Origin of the sequence: Maribacter sp. HS, from assembly GCF_048059195.1 — a bacterium.
GTDB classification, from domain to species: Bacteria; Bacteroidota; Bacteroidia; order Flavobacteriales; family Flavobacteriaceae; genus Maribacter; species Maribacter dokdonensis.
In genome coordinates, this window is sequence record NZ_JAYLVV010000003.1 from 271,412 (window position 1) to 295,785 (window position 24,374).

Consider the following 24,374-nt stretch of genomic DNA (forward strand, 5'->3'; position numbering starts at 1 on the left):
TTTCCATGTCAGACATCTTAGATAACACACAACAATTTGTAACAGACTTACTAACCAATCAATTGGATCATAAGTTTTTATATCATAATCTAAGACATACACAAAGAGTCGTTAAAAGTACTAAACAATTACTTGAATCTTGTTCTCTATCGGATCAGGATCAGGAAATTTTGCTGTTAGTAGCTTGGCTACACGATACTGGTTATACAAAAGGCACGAAAAACCACGAAGAAAGTAGTTGTGAAATTGCCGAAGAGTTTCTATCAAAAGAAGGTTATGCAAAAGAATTAATAGCAAAAGTGAAGTCCTGTATTCTTGCTACTAAATGGAATGCAACCCCAAGTAATGAAATGGACATGATTATTCGCGATGCGGATTCTTCTCATTTTGCACAAAGCAGTTATCTTGAAACGTCTGACCTTTTGCGCGAAGAACTTAAATTACTTGGCTTAAAAAATTACTCTCAAAAAGAATGGTTAGACCTAAATATTCAAGTATTTAGAACTGACCATCAATTCTATACGGATTACGCCAAGGAGAATTGGCTGGAAAAAAAAGACAAGAATTTAAGAAAGCTAGTTAAGGACAAAAAGTCACAGAAAAAACTAGCAAAAAAAGAACGACTAAAAGCGCAATTTAAGAGCGAAAGTCCTGATCGTGGTATTCAAACACTTTATAGGGTTACCTTAAAAAACCATATTACCCTTAGTGATATTGCAGATACCAAAGCCAATATTTTATTATCGGTCAATGCAATAATAATTTCTTTGGCGCTCTCCAATCTAATTCCAAAATTGGATAACCCATCTAACGATTACTTAATCTACCCTACCGTAATATTTGTATTCTTTAGTGTGGTATCTATGATTTTGGCAGTATTGGCAACAAGACCTAACGTTACTAGTGGCGAATTCACTAAAGACGATGTAAAAAACAAAAATGTAAACCTGTTATTTTTCGGTAATTTTCATAAAATGGCACTGAGCGAATATGAATGGGCCATACAAGAAATGCTAAAGGACAAAGATTACATTTATACCTCTTTGACCAAAGATCTTTACTTTCTTGGAATTGTATTAAATAGAAAATACGCTCTTTTACGATGGACATATACCATATTCATGATCGGCATGATCCTTTCGGTCATAGCATTTGCCGTTTCATTTAAATTCTTTGGTCCGGATCGTAAACTTGAATTATTAAGCCAGGTACTATTCTTTTAATGCATCCATTAAATCCTGGTAAGTATAGGTTTTTTCTGGTTCTTGCTCTCTTTTATATAAAATTTGAGCACGTATTGCCTTTAAACCAGACACGCCTTGAAGACCTTCTAACTCAACAATTTCTATTTGATTGGTAAAGTATCCTTTAGATTTCAAGAATTTGATATACCTTAAATATTCTAGCTCATCTTTTTTCTGTGAATACACAATTGACAATACTCCTTTTTGGGTCAATCTTTGCTCTGTACCCTTAATGTAAGATTTATCTATTCTCTTTTTAATTACCTCATAACGGGCATTGTACGTGCCATCTACATCAAATTGTTTTTCATCCATTCTAAAACGAATAGATAAAGATGTGTTATATACCAATATTAATGATGCCGCATCCAACGGTACAGGTAATTTGGGTTTTAACGAGTAATGTGCATTTTCCATTTCGCACATTACCTGTAATTGCCATAATCTTAAATTATTTAGGTATAACGGATTGTACTCTTTACTCTCTGAAATAGAAGAACCAATGTACATATTATGCTCCACACCATCTGTCTTATAACGCTCATAGTAATGTGGAAACATATTTTGGGCACTTTCCTGTCTTTTATCAATAACCGACGATAAGGTTTTATTGACCAAGGTTACGCTTTCATCGTAATTTTTTCTATGATCATAATAAGACCCGGTACCCATATCTATTTTGGACTCATATGCCAGTATATGATTTTCTATCTCCTTATCCGCTTTTTTAAGATGTTCAAAAACCGGTGAAATTTCATCTTGAACAAAATCGAAAATAGCTTGTTCACTATTGGTGTAGAGCATTTCCTTAATACTATCCAAGTGATTGTTTACCCTATAGATCAACTCTTCATAGATAGGTAAATTCCATTTTTTCAAAGCAATATTCAATACACTATCTATTTCAGAAAGCTGTATCATCAAATCTCTTTGTATTGCCAAATTCCTTGCTTGGGAAGAATCCTTTATATCTATTTGCCCAAATAATGGGTATACATCTTTAAAAACAATTTCCTTAAAAGAAGGTGATCTACCTTCTATTTCATCTTGCATAAACCTTTTGGCCTCTTCCTGAAACCTCCAATACACGGAAGAATGAACAGAAGTACATTCATTTTGAATAATGGCATCTATTCTATTGTTCTCTTCGTTCTTGGTACGTACTACGGCAGAAACAATGAACGGCATTACATCATCTAACTTTTGTGCGTTAACGCCATTGAGCACTCCTTTTTTCTGAGAAACTATTTCTAAAATACCCAATAACTTACCTTCATATGCTATTGGAGCAAATATAGCACTTTGCACTCCTTGATCCTGTAGCCCTTTATATGGCTGCATTTCACCAGATTGCCCCACCATACGATCCATATCCGTAATGGTAAAATAAGAGTTGAAATCTATTAGTTTATGATAAGATTCCTCACACAATGCTACCTTACAGTCAATTGCATGTCTACCCCTTAAAAGAAAGCTATCAAAACCAATACCTGCAACTTCTTCAAACTGATCTTTTTTGGCATCAAAAGAAGCAAAACCTACTTTAATATTAGGTAAACGAAAGAATGATTTAAAGGTCTCTTGCAAATCATTCATAAACTTTACAGGTTGCAAAGTGTCCTTTGAGATTAATTTCGACTTAATATTTGAAATTGCCTGCTCCATGGTAACATCGAACAAATTGGCAATTACAAATCCTTTAGAAATAAAACTTTCTGGCGGAATCTTCTCCTTCCAAAGCTTAATATCAGTTGGGTTTGCCAATAACTCGTCTACATCTTCTTGGGTTACTTCCTTTGCCTTGTCCGTTGGGATAACATCAATAAAATCTGCATTATATAAAATACGATAGTGACGCATTACGCCATTGGCATCTGGAATATCATAAAAATATGGTCTACTAAAATCTAGCTTATAACCATAATAATAATTTAATACTACCACACAGCTCATGATATAATCCATATCATCCCCAACGTTTCTTATTTCGGGTTCATAACCGTCACCGGCTTCATGAATTATACTTTGAAAACGTTTGGATGATTTTATAATAACACCTTGGTAGGGCAAAGTAGCTACCTTTATTTCGTTACTGCTCAAAGCCTCTGTAAACGTATCTTGTAAAATACGATCGATTAAGTCTTTATTTTTCTCCAATAAAGAAAAATCAGAAAAACCATTCCGCAATTCAGGAAATCCTTTTTCCACAGCCAAAATACGCTCGGCGGTAGCTGCCAAAAAAGGGTCGTCACCTTTCAAATGTTCATCGTACTTCGTAAGAAGTTTTTCAAAACTTATGAGGTGCTTAAACGGCATTTTCATTCTATCGTGCTTTCCCATGTTCTGGTTAGTCTACTAATTTTGTGTAAAGTTACAAAACCAACCCTATTTTTTGACCAACTATAGCATTATGGTTAACGGGATTTTCGGATATTTAGCGAAAATTACAGTATGTCATCGGAAAACAGACTTAATAGAGCTTATGAAAACGCTAAAACTATTCCGTTTGACGACACTTCAAAATTTATTCTATTTAGCGACTGTCATAGAGGCGATAACAGTTTTGCAGACGATTTTGCAAACAATAGAAACATTTACTACCACGCCTTAAAATTCTATTATTCAGAAGGTTTTGATTACTGTGAACTAGGCGATGGAGATGAGCTTTGGGAGAACATTCATTTTGAATCTATTTTTGAAGCCCATAAAAATGTTTTTAAATTATTGAAGCAATTTCATTTAGAACAAAGACTTCACATGATTTGGGGAAACCATGATATGGTCTACAAGGATGAAGCTTATGTAAAAAAGCATTTATCTAGCTATTTTGAACCTATAGATGATAAGGATAAATCACTATTTGAAGGCATAAAGTACCATGAAGCACTTATACTAAAACATAAAGAAACCCAACAAGAAGTTTTTCTTACCCATGGTCACCAAGCAGATTGGTGGAATTACACTTTTTGGCGCTGGGGCAGATTTTTGGTGAGGGTACTGTGGAAACCCCTACAAGTATGGGGTATAGCAGACCCTACTTCACCCGCAAAAAACTACACTGAACTCATAAAAGTAGAGCGCCGTATTAAAAAATGGATATTAAAGAAAAGATTAAAAGTTACTGTAGTAGGTCATACCCACAGACCTCGTTTTCCAGAGCCTGGAGATATACCTCTCTTTAACGATGGTAGCTGCGTTCACCCAAGAAGTATTACCGGAATAGAAATTGAAAAAGGATCTATTTCCCTAATCAAATGGCAAATTAATACCACGGATGACGGAACATTACGCGTGGTTCGCATTTTATTGGAAGGTCCACAGAAGTTGAAAGATTATTTAGATAATAAATAAGATGGATACGCTTCAAGACCTCATAGCGCAAATTCCTATTAGACATAACTTTACTTCTACCATAATGCTATTAGGAGTGGCGCAAAATCTATTTTTAAGTATCGTACTTTTTGTAAAAAGCATGAATAATAGATTACTACTCTATTTTGCATTTTTATTATTATTTGGAACACTGGTTTTTTTGGATACTTATTTGTGTTACACCGGACTCATAAAACACCTTCTTGAATGGAATGATTCTTCTGAAGTTTTTGTTTTGCTTATAGGTCCTTTTCTATACTTTACTATTTATGCATTTTTGAAAAGAAAACCTATTTCTATACGTAAAGGTTGGTGGCACTTAATTTTACCGCTAGGTTATCTTTTATCACAGATTCCGTTTTACACAGCTCCAGTTTCGGTTAAACTAAACGCTTATTTAGGTGCGTATTATAGTAATTTAGGTACCGCCTCGGTTCCAGACACATTTAACTATTCATACCATCACATTAAAGATATATTTGATTGGTTAATTTTATTTAGTTTACTGTTATATACGCTATTATCACTAAAACTAGTTAAAGAAGAACGCTATAGAAATGACACAGATAAAGCAAACCTTAAGTCTGCCAAATACATTTTTACACGTAATTCTGCCATTATACTCTGTACTTTTTTCATTCTTCTATTTGTAGTTTTCTACATATATGACGACGATGGCGGAGACCATTTTATTGCCATTTTCCAAACTTTAGTAGCATTTGCCACCACATACATTATTATTTCCAAATCTAAGTTCTTTGAAAAATCATGGGTTGCAGATAAGTATGAAACGCTTTCGAATGCAGCAGATGAAGTTACATTTAAAGAAATTGAAACATTCGTGGACAATAACTTGTTTTATACAAATAGCCAAGCCAGTTTAAAAAATCTTGCCACCCAGTTAGCTATTCATCCAAATCAAATTTCAAAAACTATAAATTCAGATTTTGGTTCTAATTTTAATCACTATATCAATAGCAAAAGAATTGATCTAGCTAAAGAGAGATTAGTAGACCCTCAATTTAGTCATCTAACCATTGAAGCTATTGGCGAGACGGTAGGATTTAAGTCAAAGTCTGCATTTTACAATGCTTTCAAGAAGATTTCGGGTATATCTCCCTCTAAATTTGCAAAGTCAATTTCTCCAAAATTGTAATTCAGGACATATGGTAATGTCCAAAATTTATCATTCCTGATTTTAAAATTCAACTTTGATGAAAATCACTAGATTATGGAAAAAAAGTTTAGAAGGTATGATATCGATTGGTTGCGAGTATTCGTTTTTTCACTCTTAATCATTTATCATTCAGGTATGTTCTTTGTGCCTTGGGGTTGGCATATAAAAAATAACAACATCTATGATTGGTTGAAGTGGCCCATGCTTTTTTTAAATCAATGGAGACTGCCAATATTATTTCTAATTTCTGGTATGGGTACGTTCTATGCCTTATCAAAAAGAAATATATGGCAATTTAATAAGGAGCGATTTTTGCGTTTAGGGATCCCCCTTGTTTTCGGTATGCTCGTTATTGTTCCTCCACAGGTATATTTTGAAAGAATGGCACAAGGTCAATTTCAAGGTTCGTATTGGAGCTACTTGAGCACTATAGCCTATGACGGCATTTACCCAGAAGGCAATTTAAGTTGGCACCACTTGTGGTTTCTTCCGTATCTACTAGTTTTTTCCGTATTGCTTTCTCCTTTTTTCCTTTATATGAAAAATAATAAAAACAGTTATATACGTTGGATTAGCAAGGTAATTCAAAAACCATACGGACTATACATTTTTACGATTCCTTTATATTTATTGGAGTCTTTGTTAGAACCTTTTTATGACATAACCCATGACCTAATTAATGATTGGTTTAATTTTTTCTCTTCCATGACTTTATTCTTCTTCGGATTTGTCATGGTCGCTTGCGGACCTATTCTTTGGAATGCAATCGAAAGGATACGCACAAAAGCTTTTTACTTAGGAATTATATGTTTCATAGGAATGCTTATTACTTGGCAATTTGAAGACGGATACACCCGTCACTTTACCGAAGCTTTTCTGAAAATCGTAAATCTTTGGTCATGGATATTAGTGCTATTAGGATATGCCGCTAAGTATCAGAACAAACCTAGTCCACTTTTGAGCTATGCCAATCGAGCTGTTTACCCATTCTACATTCTTCATCAAACCGTAACCGTAGGAATTGCATATTACATAAAAGATTTGCAATGGAGTTTGCTTTTAAAAGCTACAATTTTAATCGTAGGTACATTTTTAATATGTTGGTTAATTTATCATTTAATCATATTAAAAATAAAACCTCTGCACCCTCTATTCGGATTAAAAAAAGGTATTTAACTATATTTTATGTAAAAAATTAAATATCTAACCATTAACAGTATCAATAAAACTCATAAAAAATTGTGACTTCATTAAACTTTTGGTTTCTAAATACATACAATCAATTAAACCTTAAGAAAATGAAAAAGTTTATTGCAGAATTTATAGGCACTTTATGGTTAGTTTTAGGTGGGTGTGGTAGTGCCGTACTTGCCGCAGGATATCCAGAATTAGGAATCGGTTTTGTTGGGGTCTCCTTGGCCTTCGGTTTAACCGTGGTAACTATGGCCTACGCCATTGGTCATATTTCCGGTTGTCATTTAAACCCCGCCGTAACTATCGGTGTTTGGGTAGGTGGTCGTTTTGAGGGTAAAGACGTTTTTCCTTACATCGTAGCTCAAGTAATGGGCGGTATTGCCGGAGCAGCCATTCTATTTCTAATTGCTTCCGGCAAAGCTGGTTTTGAACTTGGTGGATTTGCTTCTAACGGGTATAATGAACATTCACCTGGAGGGTATGATTTAACATCAGCTTTTACTATAGAACTTGTGATGACCTTTATTTTCTTATTCGTCATACTGGGATCTACTTACACCAAGGCACCACGAGGTTTTGCCGGGTTAGCTATAGGGCTTTGTCTAACCTTAATTCACCTAATTAGTATTCCTGTTACCAATACATCTGTAAATCCTGCAAGAAGTACCAGTCAGGCATTATTTGTTGGTGACTGGGCGCTAGATCAACTTTGGCTATTTTGGTTGGCGCCAATGATCGGAGCCATTTTAGCGGGATTGATCTATAAGACCATCTCACCCGAGATGACTGATAAATTATAGAATTACAATGTTTAAGCTCATCATAATTAGATAATATATGATGAGCTTTTTTTTTATGGTATATTTAGATGATCAACTTAACTAACTCATTTTTAATATGCCATTATTCATTGTTATTTTAGGAATTTTACTCCTATTCATTCTCATTGCAAAATTTAAACTCAATGCTTTTATCACATTTATTATCGTATCGCTTTTTGTGGGTATTGCCGAAGGAATGGAACCTATCAGTGTCGTAGATTCCATTCAAAAAGGTATTGGTAATATTTTAGGATTTCTCGTTATTATCTTAGGACTTGGTGCCATGTTGGGCAAATTAGTTGCCGATAGTGGTGCCGCTCAACGAATCACCACCCATTTAGTAGAAAAATTTGGTAAAAAGAACATTCAATGGGCCGTTGTCTTAACCGGCTTCATTGTAGGTATACCCATGTTTTATTCCGTAGGTTTCGTAATCCTAGTTCCATTGGTATTCACTATTGCAGCAGCCACCGGCTTACCACTACTTTATGTAGGTCTACCCATGCTGGCATCGCTGTCTGTCACCCATGGATATTTACCTCCGCATCCTGCTCCAACTGCACTGGCGTCCATGTTCAATGCTGATATTGGCAAAACACTGTTATACGGTATTATAGTTGCAATACCTGCAATTATTGTTGCCGGTCCTATCTTTTCAAGAACTTTAAAAAACATTAATGCAACACCCTTAAAGGAATTTCTAAACCCCATCATCCTAAAAGAGGAAGAAATGCCAAGCATGGCAAACAGTATTATCAGCGCACTTTTACCAGTAATTCTTATTGCCATTGCCGCACTAGCCCAACTTTTGCTACCGGCGGATTTCTTTCTCACCAAGATTTTGGTTTTTATGGGCAACCCTGCCATTGCCATGCTTATTGCAGTTTTAGTAGCTATCTATACTTTAGGTTTGGGTCGCGGTAAAAGTATGAAAGAAGTTATGGATTCTGTTGGTAGTGCCATTACGGGCATAACTATGGTACTACTAATTATTGCTGGCTCTGGCGCACTAAAGCAAGTTTTGATCGATAGCGGTGTAAGTGAATATATTGGCGGAATATTAGAGCAATCTTCCATTTCTCCATTAATTTTAGCTTGGCTGATCGCTACCGTAATTCGCGTTTGCGTGGGTTCTGCCACTGTCGCCGGTTTAACAGCTGCAGGTATTGTACTGCCATTGGTGCAAGGTACCGGTGTTAGCCCAGAATTAATGGTGCTTGCCATTGGATCTGGCAGTTTAATGTTGTCCCATGTAAACGATAGTGGTTTTTGGTTATTCAAAGAATACTTCAACCTATCCGTAAACGACACCCTAAAAAGCTGGACAGTTATGGAAACCACCGTAGGTGTTATGGGACTAGTAGGTGTTCTAATAATAAATATGTTCATTTAAACAAGTAAATATGCAAAAGAAACCTTCAGAAAGGATTAAGGAATTAGGACTCATTTTACCCCCTGCCCCACCTCCGGCAGGTTTATACAAGCCCGTTTTGGTGGTGGATCATTTTCTTTACATTTCAGGGCAAGGACCAATGCAAAATGACGGCTCATTAATAGTAGGCAGAGCCGGTCATGATATGACAATGGAAGAGGCTAAAATTGCTGCAAGGCAAGTTGCATTGACCATGCTATCTACCATACAGACCCATTTTGGCGACATTGACAAAATAAAAAGAATCGTAAAAACCTTGGGTATGGTCAACTCTACTCCAGATTTTGGGCAACAACCTTTGGTCATTAATGGTTTTAGCGAGCTTATGGCAGATATTTTTGGACCAGATAACGGTGTGGGTGTTCGTAGTGCGGTTGGTATGATTTTACCTGGCGGTATTCCTGTAGAGATAGAGGCACATTTTGAACTACATCATTAAAAGATATGGAAGACAACAATTGGTATTCATTGACCCATCCGGAAGACGTAATTTCTCCGTCTTTATTGATCTATCCCAATAGAATTCAACATAATATTGAATTAATGATTTCTATGAGGGGCGATGTAAATTTCTTGCGTCCGCATGTAAAAACATACAAAAACGCCAATATAATTGCTATGCAAATGGATGCCGGTATTCAAAAATTTAAATGCGCTACCATTGCAGAAGCCGAATTACTTGGTAATTGCAAGGCCAAGGATGTTCTGTTGGCCATGCAACCGATAGGCCCTAATACCAAACGCTTTGTTGAACTTATAAAAGCATACGGCAATACCAAGTTTTCCACTCTTGTTGACAACTCTAAATCTTTGCAACTTTTAGGTGACCTTGCTAAAGCCAACAACATTAAAATTCCGCTGTGGATAGATATTAATAACGGCATGAACAGAACGGGTATAGCTCCTGATCAAAAGGCATTGGCCCTATATCTAGAGTTAAGCGAACATGAGCATTTAATTGCTGAAGGCTTACATGTGTATGATGGTCATTTACGCCATACAGATCCTACTATTCGTGAGGCAGAATGCAATACTGCATTTGAACCTGTATTGAGCTTAAAAGCCAACATTGAGAAACTTGACATACCAAGTCCTAAAATAGTGGCCGGTGGCTCACCGACTTTTCCCTTTCACTGTAAACGAGATGGCGTGGAGGCCAGCCCGGGCACTACTTTACTTTGGGATGCCGGTTATGGCAATCTCTTTCCTGAGATGCATTTTTTATCGGCAGCTGTACTAATGACACGTATTCTAAGTAAACCAACTACGGGAATTCTTTGTTTTGACCTTGGTCATAAATCCTTAGCACCTGAAATGCCTTTCCCCAGAATAGCATTTTTAGACCTAAAGCACAGTAAGCAAATTAGTCAGTCAGAAGAGCATCTGGTCGTTGAGTACGACGACCTTACCATACCTGAGGTAGGGGATGTGCATTACGCAGTTCCTAAACATATTTGCCCTACCGTAGCCAAATACGATACTCTAACGGTTGTTAAGGATAATAAAGTTATAGATCATTGGCCGGTAACTGCAAGAACCCAAAAATCTACGATATAAATATGTTCATTTTCGATGCCCATTTAGACTTGTCCATGAACGCCATGGAATGGAACCGTGACCTTACCTGGTCTGTTGAAGATATCAGAAAAGGTGAGCAAGGCATGACCGATAAACCAGATAGAGGTAACAATACAGTATCATTAGATGCTATGCGAAAAGGTAATATCGGGCTCTGCATGGCAACGCAAATTGCCCGTTATGTCCATAAAGACAATGCATTACCGGGATGGAAGTCACCTCAACAGGCTTGGGCACAAACACAAGGGCAGTTGGCATGGTACAAAAGCATGGAAGATGCTAAAGAAATGGTTCAAATCACCAACAAAACTCAACTTGATGCGCACCTAGAACTTTGGAAAACCGATAAAGAAAAGAAACCTATTGGGTATTTATTAAGTTTAGAAGGTGCAGATTCTATCATAGACGTTTCATACCTACAACGTTCATATGATCAGGGGTTACGTGCCATTGGCCCTGCACATTACGGTCCTGGCACATACGCACATGGTACCAACTCAACTGGTGGTATTGGTGCCAAGGGAAGAAATTTATTAAAGGAAATTCAACGTTTAGGAATAATCTTAGATGTAACCCATTTATGTGATATCAGTTTTTGGGAAACCATGGTGAATTATGACGGTCCTCTTTGGGCCAGCCATAATAATTGCAGGGCCCTAGTTAACCACCATAGGCAGTTTACAGATGAACAAATCAAGGAAATAATAGCGCGTAAAGGTATTATAGGTGTTGTGCTTGATGCTTGGATGATGGTTCCAAATTGGGAAAAAGGGGTTTCTACACCGAAATCTGCAGGCGTAAGTCTACAGCAAATGCTCGATAATATTGACCATATTTGTCAACTTGCAGGTAATGCCAATCATGTAGGTATAGGTTCTGACCTAGATGGCGGATTTGGAAAAGAACAAGGTCCTGCCGATGTAGATACCATTGCAGATTTGCAAAAATGTGTTCATTTATTGGAAAACAGAGGTTATTCACCTCAAGACATTGAGAAAATAATGAACGGAAATTTTATTTCGTTCTTAAGGGAAAATTTGAAATAGAATAGTTCGTTTATCGAAAAAACACTATCCTATACTTATTTTAACGTCGCCTTAAGTGCCCATGGCAGGGTATTTGTTATCTTTATTTCACCCAATGTAAAGATTAGATGAGAAACCTTTATTATCTTTTTATTGTTTTGTTCTCCCTTTCCATGGCACAGGTTTCTGCTCAAACAGATTTACCTACTGCCAAACCATTGAAAATTGAGAGAGCAAACCCTATCAATTCTAGTGGAACCGCTAGCCCCGTTCTTAAAATGCCCTCATTGATCAAAGAACAGCCAAGTCTAGACATGAACAGCAAGAACCCTGTAAAAATGTTACCCGATGAAGAATTGGTACAAGCAGGCACTGGCATGAAAATAGATCCCAAAGTTGGTCCAGGAGAACGCTTAAATGGATCAGGACAGTATTTTCCAGATCAATATCTTGGGGATGTAAAAAGTAGCGGAAAGTTTATTGGCATAGTTTGCAGGGACCATGAATATGTAGATGGAGACCGTGTTAAGATTTATATGAACGATATGGTCGTAGAACAAAACATGCTATTGACCGGAGCGTTCAAAGGAATCAATGTCGATTTACAAGATGGTTTTAACCGTTTGGATTTTGAAGCACTTAACCATGGATCATCTGCCCCAAATACTGCTCAAGTAGATGTGTATAACGATAAAGGGGAATTGATCTACTCTAACAAATGGTTGTTATCAGCAGGTTCCAAGGCTACTTTGATCGTTACCAAAGAATCAATGTAAACAATTACATTACCTTACTTGCCAAGTACCGCTGTACTTCATAAACATCTATACTCTTATTGAACTTTTTGCTTACACTTGGGACGTTTTCACTAGATATCCAGATTTTTAATTCAGCATCTAAATCAAAAGTACCCGAAGTTTCAAGAGAAAACCTTGATATATTCTTATAAGGGAGCGATTTGTATTCAATTTTACTTCCCGTAATTCCCTGTATATCTATTAAAATTAAACGCTTGTTAGTAAACATGAACACATCTCGCAATAAGGAAAATCCCAACTCAATTTCCTCTCCCTCTATCAATAAGCGACCATATTTTTTTAATAGCTGTTCTACTGATACCTCACTGGCATTACCTAATATTTTATTCAACAATCCCATAATCTAGCTTCTTTATCAATTTATCTTTTTCCAGGGGCATATGTTTCCCTTGCTCTTTTTAAAACATCTTTCTTATAAAAAGGTACTTCTTTCCAATCTACATTTCTATACCTCTCAATTTGGTCATTAAAATATGGAGAATCAGGATCACCACTTTGCCCGCCTGCCAAAATACTTTTGGCTTTAACGGTTTCACCAAATTCAACTACTGCTGCAAAACTGTTGCCCCTTGTACCGTATATCTTTTTTGCGCCTTCGGTGGTGTATCGCGCACCGTATGCAGCCAAGGCTCCCCACCTACCGGAAGCAAACCCTATTGGAATACTTGGTTTAGCATCATCAAAATGCTGCACGATATCTCCTGTAGTTCGCTGATATCTATTTACTTCTCCCCATGGCATTTTCCATGTACCAAAATCTGACTCAATTTGGTTGATCACTTCTTCAAAAATGGGCAATACGGCTTCTGTGTTGTTCCCAAAATAAATCATGCGCTCCATATCACTTATTCCTTTTGGTTGGTTTGCATGTTTGCCTATTGCGGTACCATAAAAATGTGCCAATGTCATGGCTACTTGATCTTCTCCCGTTGTATAGTCCCATTCCTCAAGCATCTTAATCGGCTCTTTTAATTTCGGATTCTTATCGTTATGAGAATTATAAGCTTTTACCAAGCCAGGTATTAAAGCTTTGAATGCCGGTAAATACGGATCATGCGCTAACCGGATAAGACTATCAATGGTGTACCCTTTTCTGTCTTTCAATAATTCTATGGCATGAACGCCTCTAAAGTTCTCTTGATCTCTAGACATGTAATACGGGTAGTCTTCTTTCTTTGGACTAAATTCTAGAGCTGATGTAAACGGAGTAGAATTACAATTCTGGATCCATCCGTTTTCTGGGTTTACTACTAAAATATTTTCATCTACCGTATGCAAACCTTGCCAATCTGTTTTCGGGTTGCTACCATCTACCGGTTTTGTATAATTAAATTGAACATCTCTTTTTGGCACGTAATTACCATGAAAATAAGCGATGTTCCCTTCCGCATCTGCATACACCGTATTGTTACTTGAATTGGTACGAATATCCATCATTTCACGGAAACCTTTGTACCCGTTTTGTTTTGTGCGGATAAATGACTGCTCTAATGCTTTCACCGGTTCCCACATCATGGCAGATGCTGTCCATTGCCCATCGGCAACATGGGTTATAGGTCCGTGATGGGTTCTGTATGCTGGATACTTTTTCTCTTTCAATTCCTCTCCATCCAAATATTTCAATAGTATTTCAGATGATTGCACCGGTAGTAGTTCTTCTCCGTATTGATAGAATAAATTATCATCGTTCTTAACTATTGTCTCCTTGAATTCATCCATAACATCGGTATAAGTAGATGTATGCATCCATCCGGTTTTTTCATTGAAACCTTGATATACGAAAAACTGACCCCAAGTTACCGCACCATAGGCATTTAGCCCTTCTTCTGAAACTACATGGACTTCTCCCCTAAAATAAAACGAGGTATGCGGATTGATCAATAACAGCGGATTACCGGACTGTGTCAACTTTCCTGAAATAGCAATACCGTTAGAACCTTGTGGCTCCTCGGCTTCTTTTTCCTTCTCTAATTGCAACAATTCCATTTCTGGTAATGCCATATCGCTTTCATAGAAGGCAGCAATCTTCTTAGTTGAAATTCGCTCAATATCCCCACCAATTGATCCTTCACTAAAATACATGGGCATCCATGGCTCAAAATGCGTCAACAATCTAGGTTTTACATCTGGGTGCGTATGTAGGTAGTAATTAATTCCGTTAGCAAAGGCATTACACAACTCTTGTAACCAAGCGGGACTGTTTTCGTAATTCGCTTTAGCCTCTTCTTCTGTCATGAAGAGTTTTGCACGTAAATCGCTATACAAAGCCTTTTCGCCATCTACTTCTGCCAGCCTACCTGTTGCCCAAATATAGTTTTGCTCCACACGGTTAAAATCATCTTCGCATTGGGCATACAATAACCCAAACACTGCATCGGCATCTGTCTTACCATAAATATGGGGCACTCCAAAGTCATCTCTTATTATTTCAACATTCGCAGCTTGTGCTTCCCATTTTTCAACTTCAGGGCTTTTTGTTTTTTTGATTTTACATGATAAAACCAAGACAAATGCCAATAAATAAATTACTCTGTTCATGGAAACTATTTTTATGATTTTTTGAGGTATATAAAAGTACTTGAATTTTACCAACTTCCGCTTGCTCCACCACCACCTGAGCTGCCACCACCGCCAGAAAATGAACTACCACCACCTGAAGAGCTACTGCCCGAACCAAAAGAGTGGGAACCTGATGAAGAAAATGTTTTTCTATAATATGTTTTATCGTTCTTTAGCCACGAAATACTGAAATCTTCGTTATCGGATAGTTTAAGTTTAATAAGAGCGATTATGGCAGCTATGCCAAAAAACGGTAATAATAACCACAACAGAATTTTAGGATGATCAAAAATTCGCATGGCAAGATTTTGGTCTGCGGTATAAATACTATACCCCACAAATAGAGGCACCACCATAAATACCATACCAAAAATAGTAGAAATAGAGCCTCCTAAAAGCATAAAAATTCCAGGTAATACGCCTAATTTACCCATAAATATTCCTCTAAAAACCTCTATAATATTTCTATAGCTTTTAAGAAAGAAAAAACCACCTACCCCAATAAATATTGATAGAAATACACCAAGAAAAATGTTCATATAAAGCCTTTCCTTCCGTTTTTTATCTTCAATTTCTTGTTTAAACTCATCCAAGGCTTCTGGGTTTTTGAGAAACGCTATAAGTTGATCAGTAGCCTCATCAACACCATCAAAATATGCCTCCTCCTTAAATTTGGGAATCATCGTATTTCTAATAATTCTTGAAGCAACGGCATCTGTAATGTACGGTTCCAACCCATAACCTACCTCTATTCTTACTTCTCGGTCCAATTCTGAAAACAGAATCAGTAGTCCGTTATCCTTTCCTTCTTGACCAATATTATTTTGATTGAACAGTCCGTTCGCATAAGACTCAATGGTATCAAAACCCAACTCTTCTATCGTGACTATTACTAGTTGATTGGTAGTATTCTCCTCAAACGCTACCAAACGCTGATTTAAATCTGCTGTTTGACTTGCTGTGAAAATGCCTGCACTATCGGTTACGAAATCACGCAATTCATAGTATTGCTGTTGTGCATTCGTATAAAAAGTAACTAATAAAAAAAGGAAAATGGTTTTTTTAAGCATCGGTCGGCAATCAGGATACTCAAATATAAAAACCTTTATCGATACCGAACAGCAATATCAAAATCTATTCTAGATTCGGTTAAAGTTTAGAATTGAAGTAACTTGCGCATCATTATCGGTCGGTCTGGACTACGCTCGACCAGACATTAAAAACCAAACAATTCATCTCAATGGCAGAAAAAAAAGTAAGCATACTAACAGCTTTTAAAACAATTATATGGCCACGCAGAAAACTGGTTTTGTTGGGCTTATTGCTTATCGTAATCAGTAAAGCTGCTAGTTTTGTGGCACCGGTTTCTTTACGATACTTTTTAGATGATATCATCCCTAATAAAAACTATGACCTATTAAAAATATTGGTTGCCGTTGTTATTTTTGCATTTTTGGTACAAGCGGTCATGTCTTTCCTACTTACCAAAGTGCTTAGCATTCAGGCACAATACATGATTTCCGAGCTTCGTGCACAGGTACAAAAGCAAGTACTTTCATTACCTATTCGATTTTTTGACAACACCAAATCCGGCTCATTAGTTTCTAGAATCATGAGCGATGTGGAAGGAGTTAGAAATTTAATTGGCACCGGACTCGTACAACTTGTTGGTGGTACCATTACCGCTGTAGTATCTCTTGTATTGTTATTGAGAATTAGCCCAATAATGACCTTATTGACTTTTGTACCCTTAATATTATTTGCATTCATTGCTCTAAAGGCATTTAAGATTATAAGACCTGTTTTTAGGGAGCGTGGTAAAATTAATGCAGAAGTAAAAGGAAGACTAACGGAAACCCTTGGTGGAATTCGCGTTATTAAAGGCTTTAACGCAGAGGTGCAAGAAAGTAAGGTTTTTGAAGAAGGGGTTGACAAACTATACCAAAATGTAAAAAAGAGTTTAACGGCTACCGCTTTTATGACCAGTGCTTCTACCTTTTTATTGGGATTGGCCACTACAGGAATTATGATGGGGTATGGTGGATACCAAATGATGCAGGGCGAATTGACTACGGGCGAGTATTTTGAGTTTACTTTTCTTCTTGCCCTAATGGTAGCGCCCATTGTACAAATGAGCAATATTGGAAGCCAGCTGACCGAAGCTTTGGCCGGTTTAGATCGTACCGAAGAATTGATGAACAAGGTTTCAGAGTCTGACGAAAAAGACCGAACTATTGTGCTTTCCCAATTAAAAGGAGATATGGCTTTTAAGGACGTAAGCTTTGCATACGAGGAAGATAAAGATGTCTTGCACAACATTAGCTTTGAAGCTAAATCTGGTGATGTTATTGCGCTAGTGGGTAGTTCTGGATCTGGGAAGTCTACCATTGCTGGTTTGGCGGCTAGTTTTTTAAACCCTGACTCCGGTGAAATTACCATTGATGGCACGGACCTTTCAAAAGTTGACCTAACCAGTTTTAGACAATTTTTAGGCGTGGTTTTACAGGATGATTTTCTATTTGAAGGCACTATTAGAGAGAATATTCTTTTCCCTAGACCAAATGCTTCTGAAGAGGAATTACAAGCAGCGATCAAAGCAGCGTACGTAGATGAATTTACAGATAGATTTGAAGAGGGATTGAATACCGTTATAGGGGAACGTGGCGTAAAATTATCTGGTGGTCAACGCCAGCGTATTGCCATTGCCAGAGCTGTGTTGGCAAATCCAAGAATCTTGATTTTAGATGAAGCTACCTCTAACCTCGATACGGAAAGTGAAGCTTTAATTCAAAAGAGTTTGGCTGAACTAACGAAAGGAAGAACCACTTTTGTCATTGCGCACCGTTTAAGCACTATCAGAAAAGCAAATCAGATTTTAGTGATTGAAAACGGACGTATTGCTGAGCAGGGAACCCATGAAGAGCTGATTGCCAAAGAAGGCAGATACCATAATCTGTTTACATATCAGGCTAGGATATAAGTTGGTTGTTGGTTGTTGGTTGTTGGAAAATTAAAATAACAGTTATTTTTGCACAGTGCAAAAACTTAGGAACACGAATTCAGCAGATTGCTTCGTCAATCTCGATTACATCTCGTTTTCTCGCAATGACATTTATAGATCTTCTGGAGCCAACTCTACTTTGAGTCCGTCCATGTCCTCAGAGATATGCAATTGACAGCCTAAACGTGAATTATCCTTAACATTAAAAGCTTCGGACAACATAGCTTCTTCGTCATCGCTCATTTCCGGCAATTCGTGGTCAGATTCCACATAACACTGACAAGATGCACACATTGCCATACCTCCACAAATACCTATGGTTCCTTCTGGCGCCAGTTCATACGAACGTACGACTTCCATAAGGTTCATATTCATGTCTGTTGGGGCATCAATTTCATGAGATACTCCGTCACGGTCTATTATTGTAATTTTTATATCGGTCATAAATCAGTGGGTTAGTGGGTTAGTGGGTTAGTGAAAAATATTACTTTATTGATTTAATAAAGGCATATAACATTTTTGATACTTGATTAGTTTCATTTATCAATTCTAGTGCCATTTCTTTTTCTACATATGCTAATCTTTGCGCAAGATAAAGCATGGATCTCAGTTCACTGTTGGAAGCTAAAGAAAAATATAAAAAGCGTTTAAAATCCGCATTAGAACTTCTTTCAAAACCTTCAGCTATGTTATTAGAAATAGATACTGAAGCCCTAGTAATCTGATCCCGAAAACCAAAGTCTTTTAAATCCCTAAATTGTTTATAGATAAGAACCGCTAAATCCTGAGATTTCTGCCAAACCTTTAGGTCTTCAAATCGTTGTATAGTCATCTTTACTAATTCACTATTTCACTATTTCACTAATGAACTTACTTTATTCAATCTTCTTCACCACTGCTTTAGGCGCTTCTTTTTTTGTTCCATCAAAACCGCTTACTCCACCTACGGTAGTGTATTTCATTACATACTTCTTATCTGGATGAATTTTTTGAAAGGCGCTTTGGCACATTAGCGTTGCTTCATGAAAACCACATAGAATCAGTTTTAGTTTACCAGGATAGGTATTGACATCTCCAATGGCGTATATACCCGGAATATTGGTTTGGTAATCAAAGGTATCCACCTTTATGGCATTTTTTTCAATCTCCAATCCCCAATCTCCAATAGGTCCTAATTTGGGTGATAGCCCGAATAAAGGAATAAAATCATCGACCTCCAAAACAAGCTCTTCCTTAGCATCGGATATTTTTCTGATTAGAACAGATTCTAATTTATCATCCCCATTTAAGGCAATAATTTCAGCGGGAGTAATCAGATTAAGCTTGCCTTGATTCTTCAATTCTTGAACCTTCTCTACAGAATCCAAAGCACCCCTAAACTCATTTCTTCTGTGCACCAATGTGACCTGAGCAGCTACATCTGCCAAAAAGATACTCCAGTCCAATGCCGAGTCTCCACCACCTGCAATAACCACTTTCTTATCACGATACACTTCTGGATCCTTAATCATGTAAGCAACACCGTTATCTTCAAATTTTGCTAAATTATCCAACAAAGGTTTTCTAGGTTCAAAACTTCCTAACCCACCTGCAATGGCTATAACCGGGGCATTATGCTTTGTTCCCTTATTGGTAGTGACCACAAAACTACCATCTTCTAACTTTTCAATAGTTTCGGCTCGTTCGCCCAAAGTAAAACCAGGTTGAAAAGATTTGATCTGCTCCATAAGATTGTCCACCAAATCGCCCGCCAAAACTTCTGGAAAGCCCGGAATATCATAAATGGGTTTTTTTGGATAAATCTCTGCACACTGACCACCAGCCTGTGGCAAGGCATCTATCAAATGGCATTTAAGTTTAAGGAGTCCGGCTTCAAAAACGGCAAAAAGACCCGTAGGTCCCGCGCCAATTATTAATATATCGGTCTTAATCATTACTGAGATGGTTTGTAATATTTCTCAAAATTATCATTCTATTGTTTTAAATATCATGACAATTATCAAGATCTAAGCTTCTATATTAATTACATTTTGAATTTGTGGTGCGTATTTCTTAATGGTCATTTCTACACCGCTCTTTAAGGTCATTTGATTGACACTGCAACCAACACAAGCACCTTCTAAACGCACTGTAACCGTTTCTTCTTCAATAGAAATAAGACTAATGTCCCCACCATCGCTCTGTAAGAAAGGTCTAATTTCTTCCAATGCTTTTTCCACATTCACTTTTAGCTCTGTTGCAGTCATATCTATTTTTTATTAACCGGCGAACAACCCGCCATTGTAGTAATTTTTATTGCTTCTGTAGGTGGCATTGTCTTGTTTCTAGCAACCACCTCACTAACCACCTGCTTTGTCAATTCTTCAAATGCTTTTTCTACAGGTGTAGCGGTTTGCAAAGCCGCAGGCCTACCAACATCACCAGCTTCACGTATGCTCTGTACCAATGGCATTTCACCTAAGAAAGGTACATTTAAATCTTCTGCCAGGTTCTTAGCGCCTTCTTTACCAAAAATATAATATTTATTTTCTGGCAGCTCTGCAGGTGTAAAATATGCCATATTCTCCACGATTCCTAAAACAGGAACATTTATAGAATCTTGCTGAAACATGGCCACACCTTTTCTAGCATCTGCCAAGGCAACCTCTTGTGGTGTACTTACTACAACAGCGCCTGTAACTGGCAAAGATTGCATGATACTCAAATGAATATCACCGGTACCCGGTGGCAAATCGATCAGCATAAAATCCAACTCGCCCCAATGTGCATCAAAAATCATTTGGTTCAATGCTTTTGACGCCATAGGCCCTCTCCATATAACAGCTTGGTCACGTTGGGTAAAAAACCCAATGGACAATAATTTTACTCCGTAATTCTCTACAGGCTTCATTTTAGATTTACCCTCTACGTTTACCGCCAATGGTTTCTCATTGGCAACGTCGAACATAATAGGCATTGAAGGCCCATATATATCAGCATCTAAAAGACCTACTTTAAAGCCCATTTTTGCCAAGGTAACCGCAAGGTTGGCCGTTACCGTAGATTTACCCACACCCCCTTTACCAGAGGCTACAGCGATAATATTATTAATACCCGGTATAGGCTTACCTTTAATTTCGTTCACCTTTGGTTTTGCCGCAGGTGCTTCAACCTTAATATTGATCTTAATCTTAGCTTTTTCATACACCTCTCTATGGATGACTTTTAAAATCTCCACTTCGGTCTTTTTGCGTGCTTGTAAACTTGGATTGGCAATGGTAATATCTACCTCTACCTCATCACCAAAAATTTGAATATTGGTTACCGCACCACTTTCTACCATGTTTTTGCCTTCCCCGGGAACCGTAATATGCTCCAAAGCCTTTAAAACATCCTTCTTATCTATCTTCATTGTATAAATTCATTCAAAACCTGCCCATTGACAAGTAGGTTACAAAGATAATCCTTAGTTATCAGATTAGGAAGCTAGCGTATTGAAAATGAAGATGCCATTATAAACAGATCCTCTTATTCATAGATATTCAATTCACATTTTTTTATGATTTGGCAATTCACATAAATTTTTCAAAAGACGTACATTAGAATCTTCTTAAAAAACCAACATACATGTACCAACCTATCAAAAGATTATCCCAACTCTTATTTTTTAGTCTACTTACCACTTTATTAATTACATCTTGTTCCAGCTCTAAGAACGATTTCTCCAAAAAAGACGTTAAGCGCTCTCAAAAACTAATAGGGCTTGATTTTGACAAGAAATACATAGACACCTTATACCCCTATTTACAGCGGAATAAAGAAGGATTTGATTCTCTTAGAAAATACACTCTGGATTACGATGTAGTTCCTGCGGTTAGATTTGACCCATTACCAATGAATTTTACGCCAAAACCACAATCTGGGTTTCCAGAATGGGAAATTCCAAATAACATTGACGTACCTGAAAATAAAGCTGATCTAGCTTTTTATTCAATACCTCAACTAGCATCCCTAATTAAAAACAAAAAAATTAGCTCGCTAGAATTGACCCAATTTTTTATTGAACGCTTAAAAAAATATAACGACATCTTACAGTGTACCATAACCATAACCGAAGAGATGGCACTGGAACAAGCTAAAACCATGGATGCCGAACTTGCCAACGGAAAATATCGTGGAATTCTTCATGGCATTCCTTATGGCGTTAAAGATTTAATGGCAGTAGAAGGTTACAAAACTACGTGGGGAGCAGCACCCTACCGCGACCAGCAAATTGATATGACCGCCACGGTGGTGCAAAAGTTACAGGATGCAGGTGGCATTTTAGTAGCCAAATTAGTTTCTGGTTCATTGGCACGTGGTGATGTTTGGTTCAACGGTAAAACAAAAAATCCCTGGGATATAACACAAGGAGCATCAGGTTCTTCCGCGGGCTCAGGATCGGCAACCTCAGCGGGACTAGTACCTTATTCTTTAGGAACTGAAACCCTTGGCTCTATATTATCACCAAGTACCAGAAACGGAATTACCGGATTACGCCCTACTTACGGTAGAGTAAGCAGACACGGGGTGATGAGTTTAAGCTGGTCTATGGACAAGGTTGGCCCTATGACCAGAAGTGCTGAGGACTGCGCAATTGTTTACAGCGTAATTACAGGCAAAGATCCTAAAGATGGTATGACGACGGATTTTCCTGACGGATTTGACCCCAACAAAGACTATAAGTCTCTTAAGGTTGCTTATTTAAAAAATGACATTGAAAAAGACTCTTCACTTAGTAAAGAAAATTTAGATAATGCCGTGAAGAAATTTGAAGATATGGGCATTTCCTTACACGCCGTAGAACTACCTAAAGATGTGCCCTACAATAGTTTTGATATCATTTTAAGAGCAGAAGCGGGTGCATTTTTCGATGATATGGTCAGAGCTGAAGAAGTAGATAAAATGGTTGAACAACACCAACGTTCAAGAGCAAATTCATTACGCCAGGCACGCTTTATTCCCGCAGTGGAATATATACAAGCCAACAGACAAAGACAGGTACTTATTGAAAAAATGCAGGCCGTTATGAAAGATTATGATGTGCTTATTTCACCAAGTTCCGGCAACAGACTTTCAATTATTACAAACCTTACCGGTCATCCGGCAATTTCCATTCCTACTGGGTTAGATAAAAAAAAGCACCCAACCAGTATCACGCTAATTAGCAACTTGTATGATGAAGCCAGTATTCTTTTATTAGCAAAAGCATTTCAAGACCAAACGGATTTTGATGAAATGCATCCTGAAGGATATACGGATTAGTGGTTGTTGGTTGTTGGTTGTTAGTTGTTAGTTGTTAGTTGTTAGTTGTTAGTTGTTAGTTGTTAGAAAGCTATAATTTTAATTAACTCGGAAAGCTATTTACTTGTGATGATTTATCCTAATTTTTTAAAAATTAGGATAAATCATCATTTCAAGACTAAATCTGTCTGCCGTCTAAAAGATTGATAATTCTTGAACCATACTCCGCGTTCTTTTCCGAATGCGTTACTTGAATAATGGTGACGCCTTCTTCTTCATTAAGCTTCTTAAAAAGCTGCATGATCTCTTCGCTTTGTTGAGAGTTTAGGTTGCCTGTTGGCTCATCTGCCAATATCAGTTTTGGGTTTGCAATTAATGCTCTTGCCACACCAACCAATTGTTGCTGACCACCACTTAACTGTGTTGGGAACAAATCTTTTTTACCAACAATGTTGAATCTATCCAACATATCGGCTACCAAAGCTTTACGTTCAGAGCCCTTTATTTTCTTATATAATAAGGGCATTTCTAAATTTTCCTCTACCGTAAGATCATCTAACAAATGGTATGACTGAAACACAAAACCTATATATTCTTTATACAGATTAGAACGGTATTTTTCTTTTAATGTATGTACAGATTCGTTCAAGAAATCATACTCTCCTTCATCAAACGTATCTAGCATACCTATAACGTTCAATAATGTGGACTTCCCTGAACCGGACGGACCCATAATTGAAATGAATTCGCCTTCCTGTACTTCTAAATTAATATCCTTTAGCAAAAACACGCGTTGACCGCCTTGTTGTACCCATTTGAAAATATTTCTTAATTGTAATAACATCTTTATGTAGTGAATTAGTTGATTAGTGAAATAGTCAGTTAGTGGTT

The 24,374-nt window shown here is 37.3% G+C and carries 22 protein-coding genes; 12 read left to right on the forward strand and 10 right to left on the reverse strand.

The window, feature by feature from the left end; all coding sequences use genetic code 11:
- The first annotated feature begins 5 nt into the window (after positions 1-5).
- Positions 6-1,223: a Pycsar system effector family protein gene (locus tag VBZ51_RS06290; protein ID WP_058104984.1), complete on the forward strand. Its 1,218-nt coding sequence runs from the start codon at positions 6-8 to the stop codon at positions 1,221-1,223.
- Here VBZ51_RS06290 and VBZ51_RS06295 read toward each other — a convergent pair.
- A complete protein-coding gene (locus VBZ51_RS06295) occupies positions 1,212-3,584 on the reverse strand; it encodes a GAF domain-containing protein (RefSeq protein WP_416576400.1) in 2,373 nt (790 codons plus the stop codon). The two genes, VBZ51_RS06290 and VBZ51_RS06295, sit on opposite strands and share 12 nt — an antisense overlap.
- A 111-nt stretch (positions 3,585-3,695) precedes the next feature.
- Here VBZ51_RS06295 and VBZ51_RS06300 point away from each other — a divergent pair, with 111 nt between their 5' ends.
- From VBZ51_RS06300 to VBZ51_RS06340, 9 genes are all read left to right on the forward strand, one after another.
- Positions 3,696-4,595, forward strand: coding sequence for a metallophosphoesterase family protein (locus tag VBZ51_RS06300; RefSeq protein WP_071340458.1), 900 nt, complete (start codon positions 3,696-3,698; stop codon positions 4,593-4,595).
- Between the two features lies 1 nt (position 4,596).
- Positions 4,597-5,772 (forward strand): helix-turn-helix domain-containing protein, encoded by a 1,176-nt coding sequence (locus VBZ51_RS06305; RefSeq protein ID WP_416576401.1) that lies wholly within the window; start codon positions 4,597-4,599, stop codon positions 5,770-5,772.
- 75 nt (positions 5,773-5,847) lie between these two features.
- Complete coding sequence (locus tag VBZ51_RS06310; protein WP_416576402.1) at positions 5,848-6,969, forward strand: acyltransferase family protein; 1,122 nt, start codon at positions 5,848-5,850, stop codon at positions 6,967-6,969.
- A gap of 122 nt (positions 6,970-7,091) precedes the next feature.
- Positions 7,092-7,787 carry an aquaporin Z gene (aqpZ, locus tag VBZ51_RS06315; RefSeq protein ID WP_058104979.1) on the forward strand — a complete coding sequence of 232 codons (696 nt, stop codon included), beginning with the start codon at positions 7,092-7,094 and terminating at the stop codon, positions 7,785-7,787.
- Between the two features lie 97 nt (positions 7,788-7,884).
- Positions 7,885-9,201, forward strand: a complete 1,317-nt coding sequence (locus VBZ51_RS06320) for a gluconate:H+ symporter (RefSeq protein WP_071340462.1) — start codon at positions 7,885-7,887, stop codon at positions 9,199-9,201.
- Positions 9,202-9,211: 10 nt separating this feature from the next.
- The gene (locus VBZ51_RS06325) at positions 9,212-9,679 is read left to right on the forward strand and encodes a RidA family protein (RefSeq protein ID WP_416576403.1); all 468 of its coding nucleotides are present in this window, start codon (positions 9,212-9,214) and stop codon (positions 9,677-9,679) included.
- 5 nt (positions 9,680-9,684) lie between these two features.
- Positions 9,685-10,797 carry a D-TA family PLP-dependent enzyme gene (locus tag VBZ51_RS06330; protein WP_416576404.1) on the forward strand — a complete coding sequence of 371 codons (1,113 nt, stop codon included), beginning with the start codon at positions 9,685-9,687 and terminating at the stop codon, positions 10,795-10,797.
- A gap of 2 nt (positions 10,798-10,799) precedes the next feature.
- Positions 10,800-11,864 carry a dipeptidase gene (locus tag VBZ51_RS06335; RefSeq protein ID WP_416576405.1) on the forward strand — a complete coding sequence of 355 codons (1,065 nt, stop codon included), beginning with the start codon at positions 10,800-10,802 and terminating at the stop codon, positions 11,862-11,864.
- A 107-nt stretch (positions 11,865-11,971) separates the two neighbouring features.
- A complete protein-coding gene (locus tag VBZ51_RS06340) occupies positions 11,972-12,619 on the forward strand; it encodes a hypothetical protein (RefSeq protein ID WP_340157568.1) in 648 nt (215 codons plus the stop codon).
- 4 nt (positions 12,620-12,623) lie between these two features.
- On the opposite strand, the gene VBZ51_RS06345 is transcribed toward VBZ51_RS06340, so the two are convergent.
- The 3 genes from VBZ51_RS06345 to VBZ51_RS06355 are packed head-to-tail and all read right to left on the reverse strand — an operon-like array spanning position 12,624 to position 16,290.
- The gene (locus VBZ51_RS06345) at positions 12,624-13,001 is read right to left on the reverse strand and encodes a PH domain-containing protein (RefSeq protein ID WP_058104973.1); all 378 of its coding nucleotides are present in this window, start codon (positions 12,999-13,001) and stop codon (positions 12,624-12,626) included.
- A gap of 20 nt (positions 13,002-13,021) precedes the next feature.
- Positions 13,022-15,199 carry an acylase gene (locus tag VBZ51_RS06350; RefSeq protein ID WP_416576406.1) on the reverse strand — a complete coding sequence of 726 codons (2,178 nt, stop codon included), beginning with the start codon at positions 15,197-15,199 and terminating at the stop codon, positions 13,022-13,024.
- Positions 15,200-15,246: 47 nt separating this feature from the next.
- Positions 15,247-16,290: a TPM domain-containing protein gene (locus tag VBZ51_RS06355; protein ID WP_416576407.1), complete on the reverse strand. Its 1,044-nt coding sequence runs from the start codon at positions 16,288-16,290 to the stop codon at positions 15,247-15,249.
- A 170-nt stretch (positions 16,291-16,460) separates the two neighbouring features.
- Here VBZ51_RS06355 and VBZ51_RS06360 point away from each other — a divergent pair, with 170 nt between their 5' ends.
- A complete protein-coding gene (locus VBZ51_RS06360) occupies positions 16,461-18,200 on the forward strand; it encodes an ABC transporter ATP-binding protein (RefSeq protein WP_416576408.1) in 1,740 nt (579 codons plus the stop codon).
- A gap of 132 nt (positions 18,201-18,332) precedes the next feature.
- On the opposite strand, the gene VBZ51_RS06365 is transcribed toward VBZ51_RS06360, so the two are convergent.
- From VBZ51_RS06365 to VBZ51_RS06385, 5 genes are all read right to left on the reverse strand, one after another.
- On the reverse strand, positions 18,333-18,665 hold the full coding sequence (locus VBZ51_RS06365; protein ID WP_074670196.1) for a 2Fe-2S iron-sulfur cluster-binding protein: 333 nt from the start codon (positions 18,663-18,665) through the stop codon (positions 18,333-18,335).
- 40 nt (positions 18,666-18,705) lie between these two features.
- On the reverse strand, positions 18,706-19,053 hold the full coding sequence (locus tag VBZ51_RS06370; protein WP_416576409.1) for a four helix bundle protein: 348 nt from the start codon (positions 19,051-19,053) through the stop codon (positions 18,706-18,708).
- A gap of 43 nt (positions 19,054-19,096) precedes the next feature.
- Complete coding sequence (locus VBZ51_RS06375; protein WP_276470965.1) at positions 19,097-20,155, reverse strand: NAD(P)/FAD-dependent oxidoreductase; 1,059 nt, start codon at positions 20,153-20,155, stop codon at positions 19,097-19,099.
- 72 nt (positions 20,156-20,227) lie between these two features.
- Positions 20,228-20,467: a NifU family protein gene (locus tag VBZ51_RS06380; protein ID WP_058104966.1), complete on the reverse strand. Its 240-nt coding sequence runs from the start codon at positions 20,465-20,467 to the stop codon at positions 20,228-20,230.
- Between the two features lie 2 nt (positions 20,468-20,469).
- Positions 20,470-21,612 (reverse strand): Mrp/NBP35 family ATP-binding protein, encoded by a 1,143-nt coding sequence (locus VBZ51_RS06385; RefSeq protein ID WP_071340475.1) that lies wholly within the window; start codon positions 21,610-21,612, stop codon positions 20,470-20,472.
- A 215-nt stretch (positions 21,613-21,827) separates the two neighbouring features.
- Here VBZ51_RS06385 and VBZ51_RS06390 point away from each other — a divergent pair, with 215 nt between their 5' ends.
- Positions 21,828-23,504, forward strand: a complete 1,677-nt coding sequence (locus VBZ51_RS06390; RefSeq protein WP_416576410.1) for an amidase — start codon at positions 21,828-21,830, stop codon at positions 23,502-23,504.
- A 157-nt stretch (positions 23,505-23,661) separates the two neighbouring features.
- Here VBZ51_RS06390 and VBZ51_RS06395 read toward each other — a convergent pair whose 3' ends face one another.
- Positions 23,662-24,327: an ABC transporter ATP-binding protein gene (locus tag VBZ51_RS06395; RefSeq protein WP_058104963.1), complete on the reverse strand. Its 666-nt coding sequence runs from the start codon at positions 24,325-24,327 to the stop codon at positions 23,662-23,664.
- Positions 24,328-24,374 lie beyond the last annotated feature (47 nt).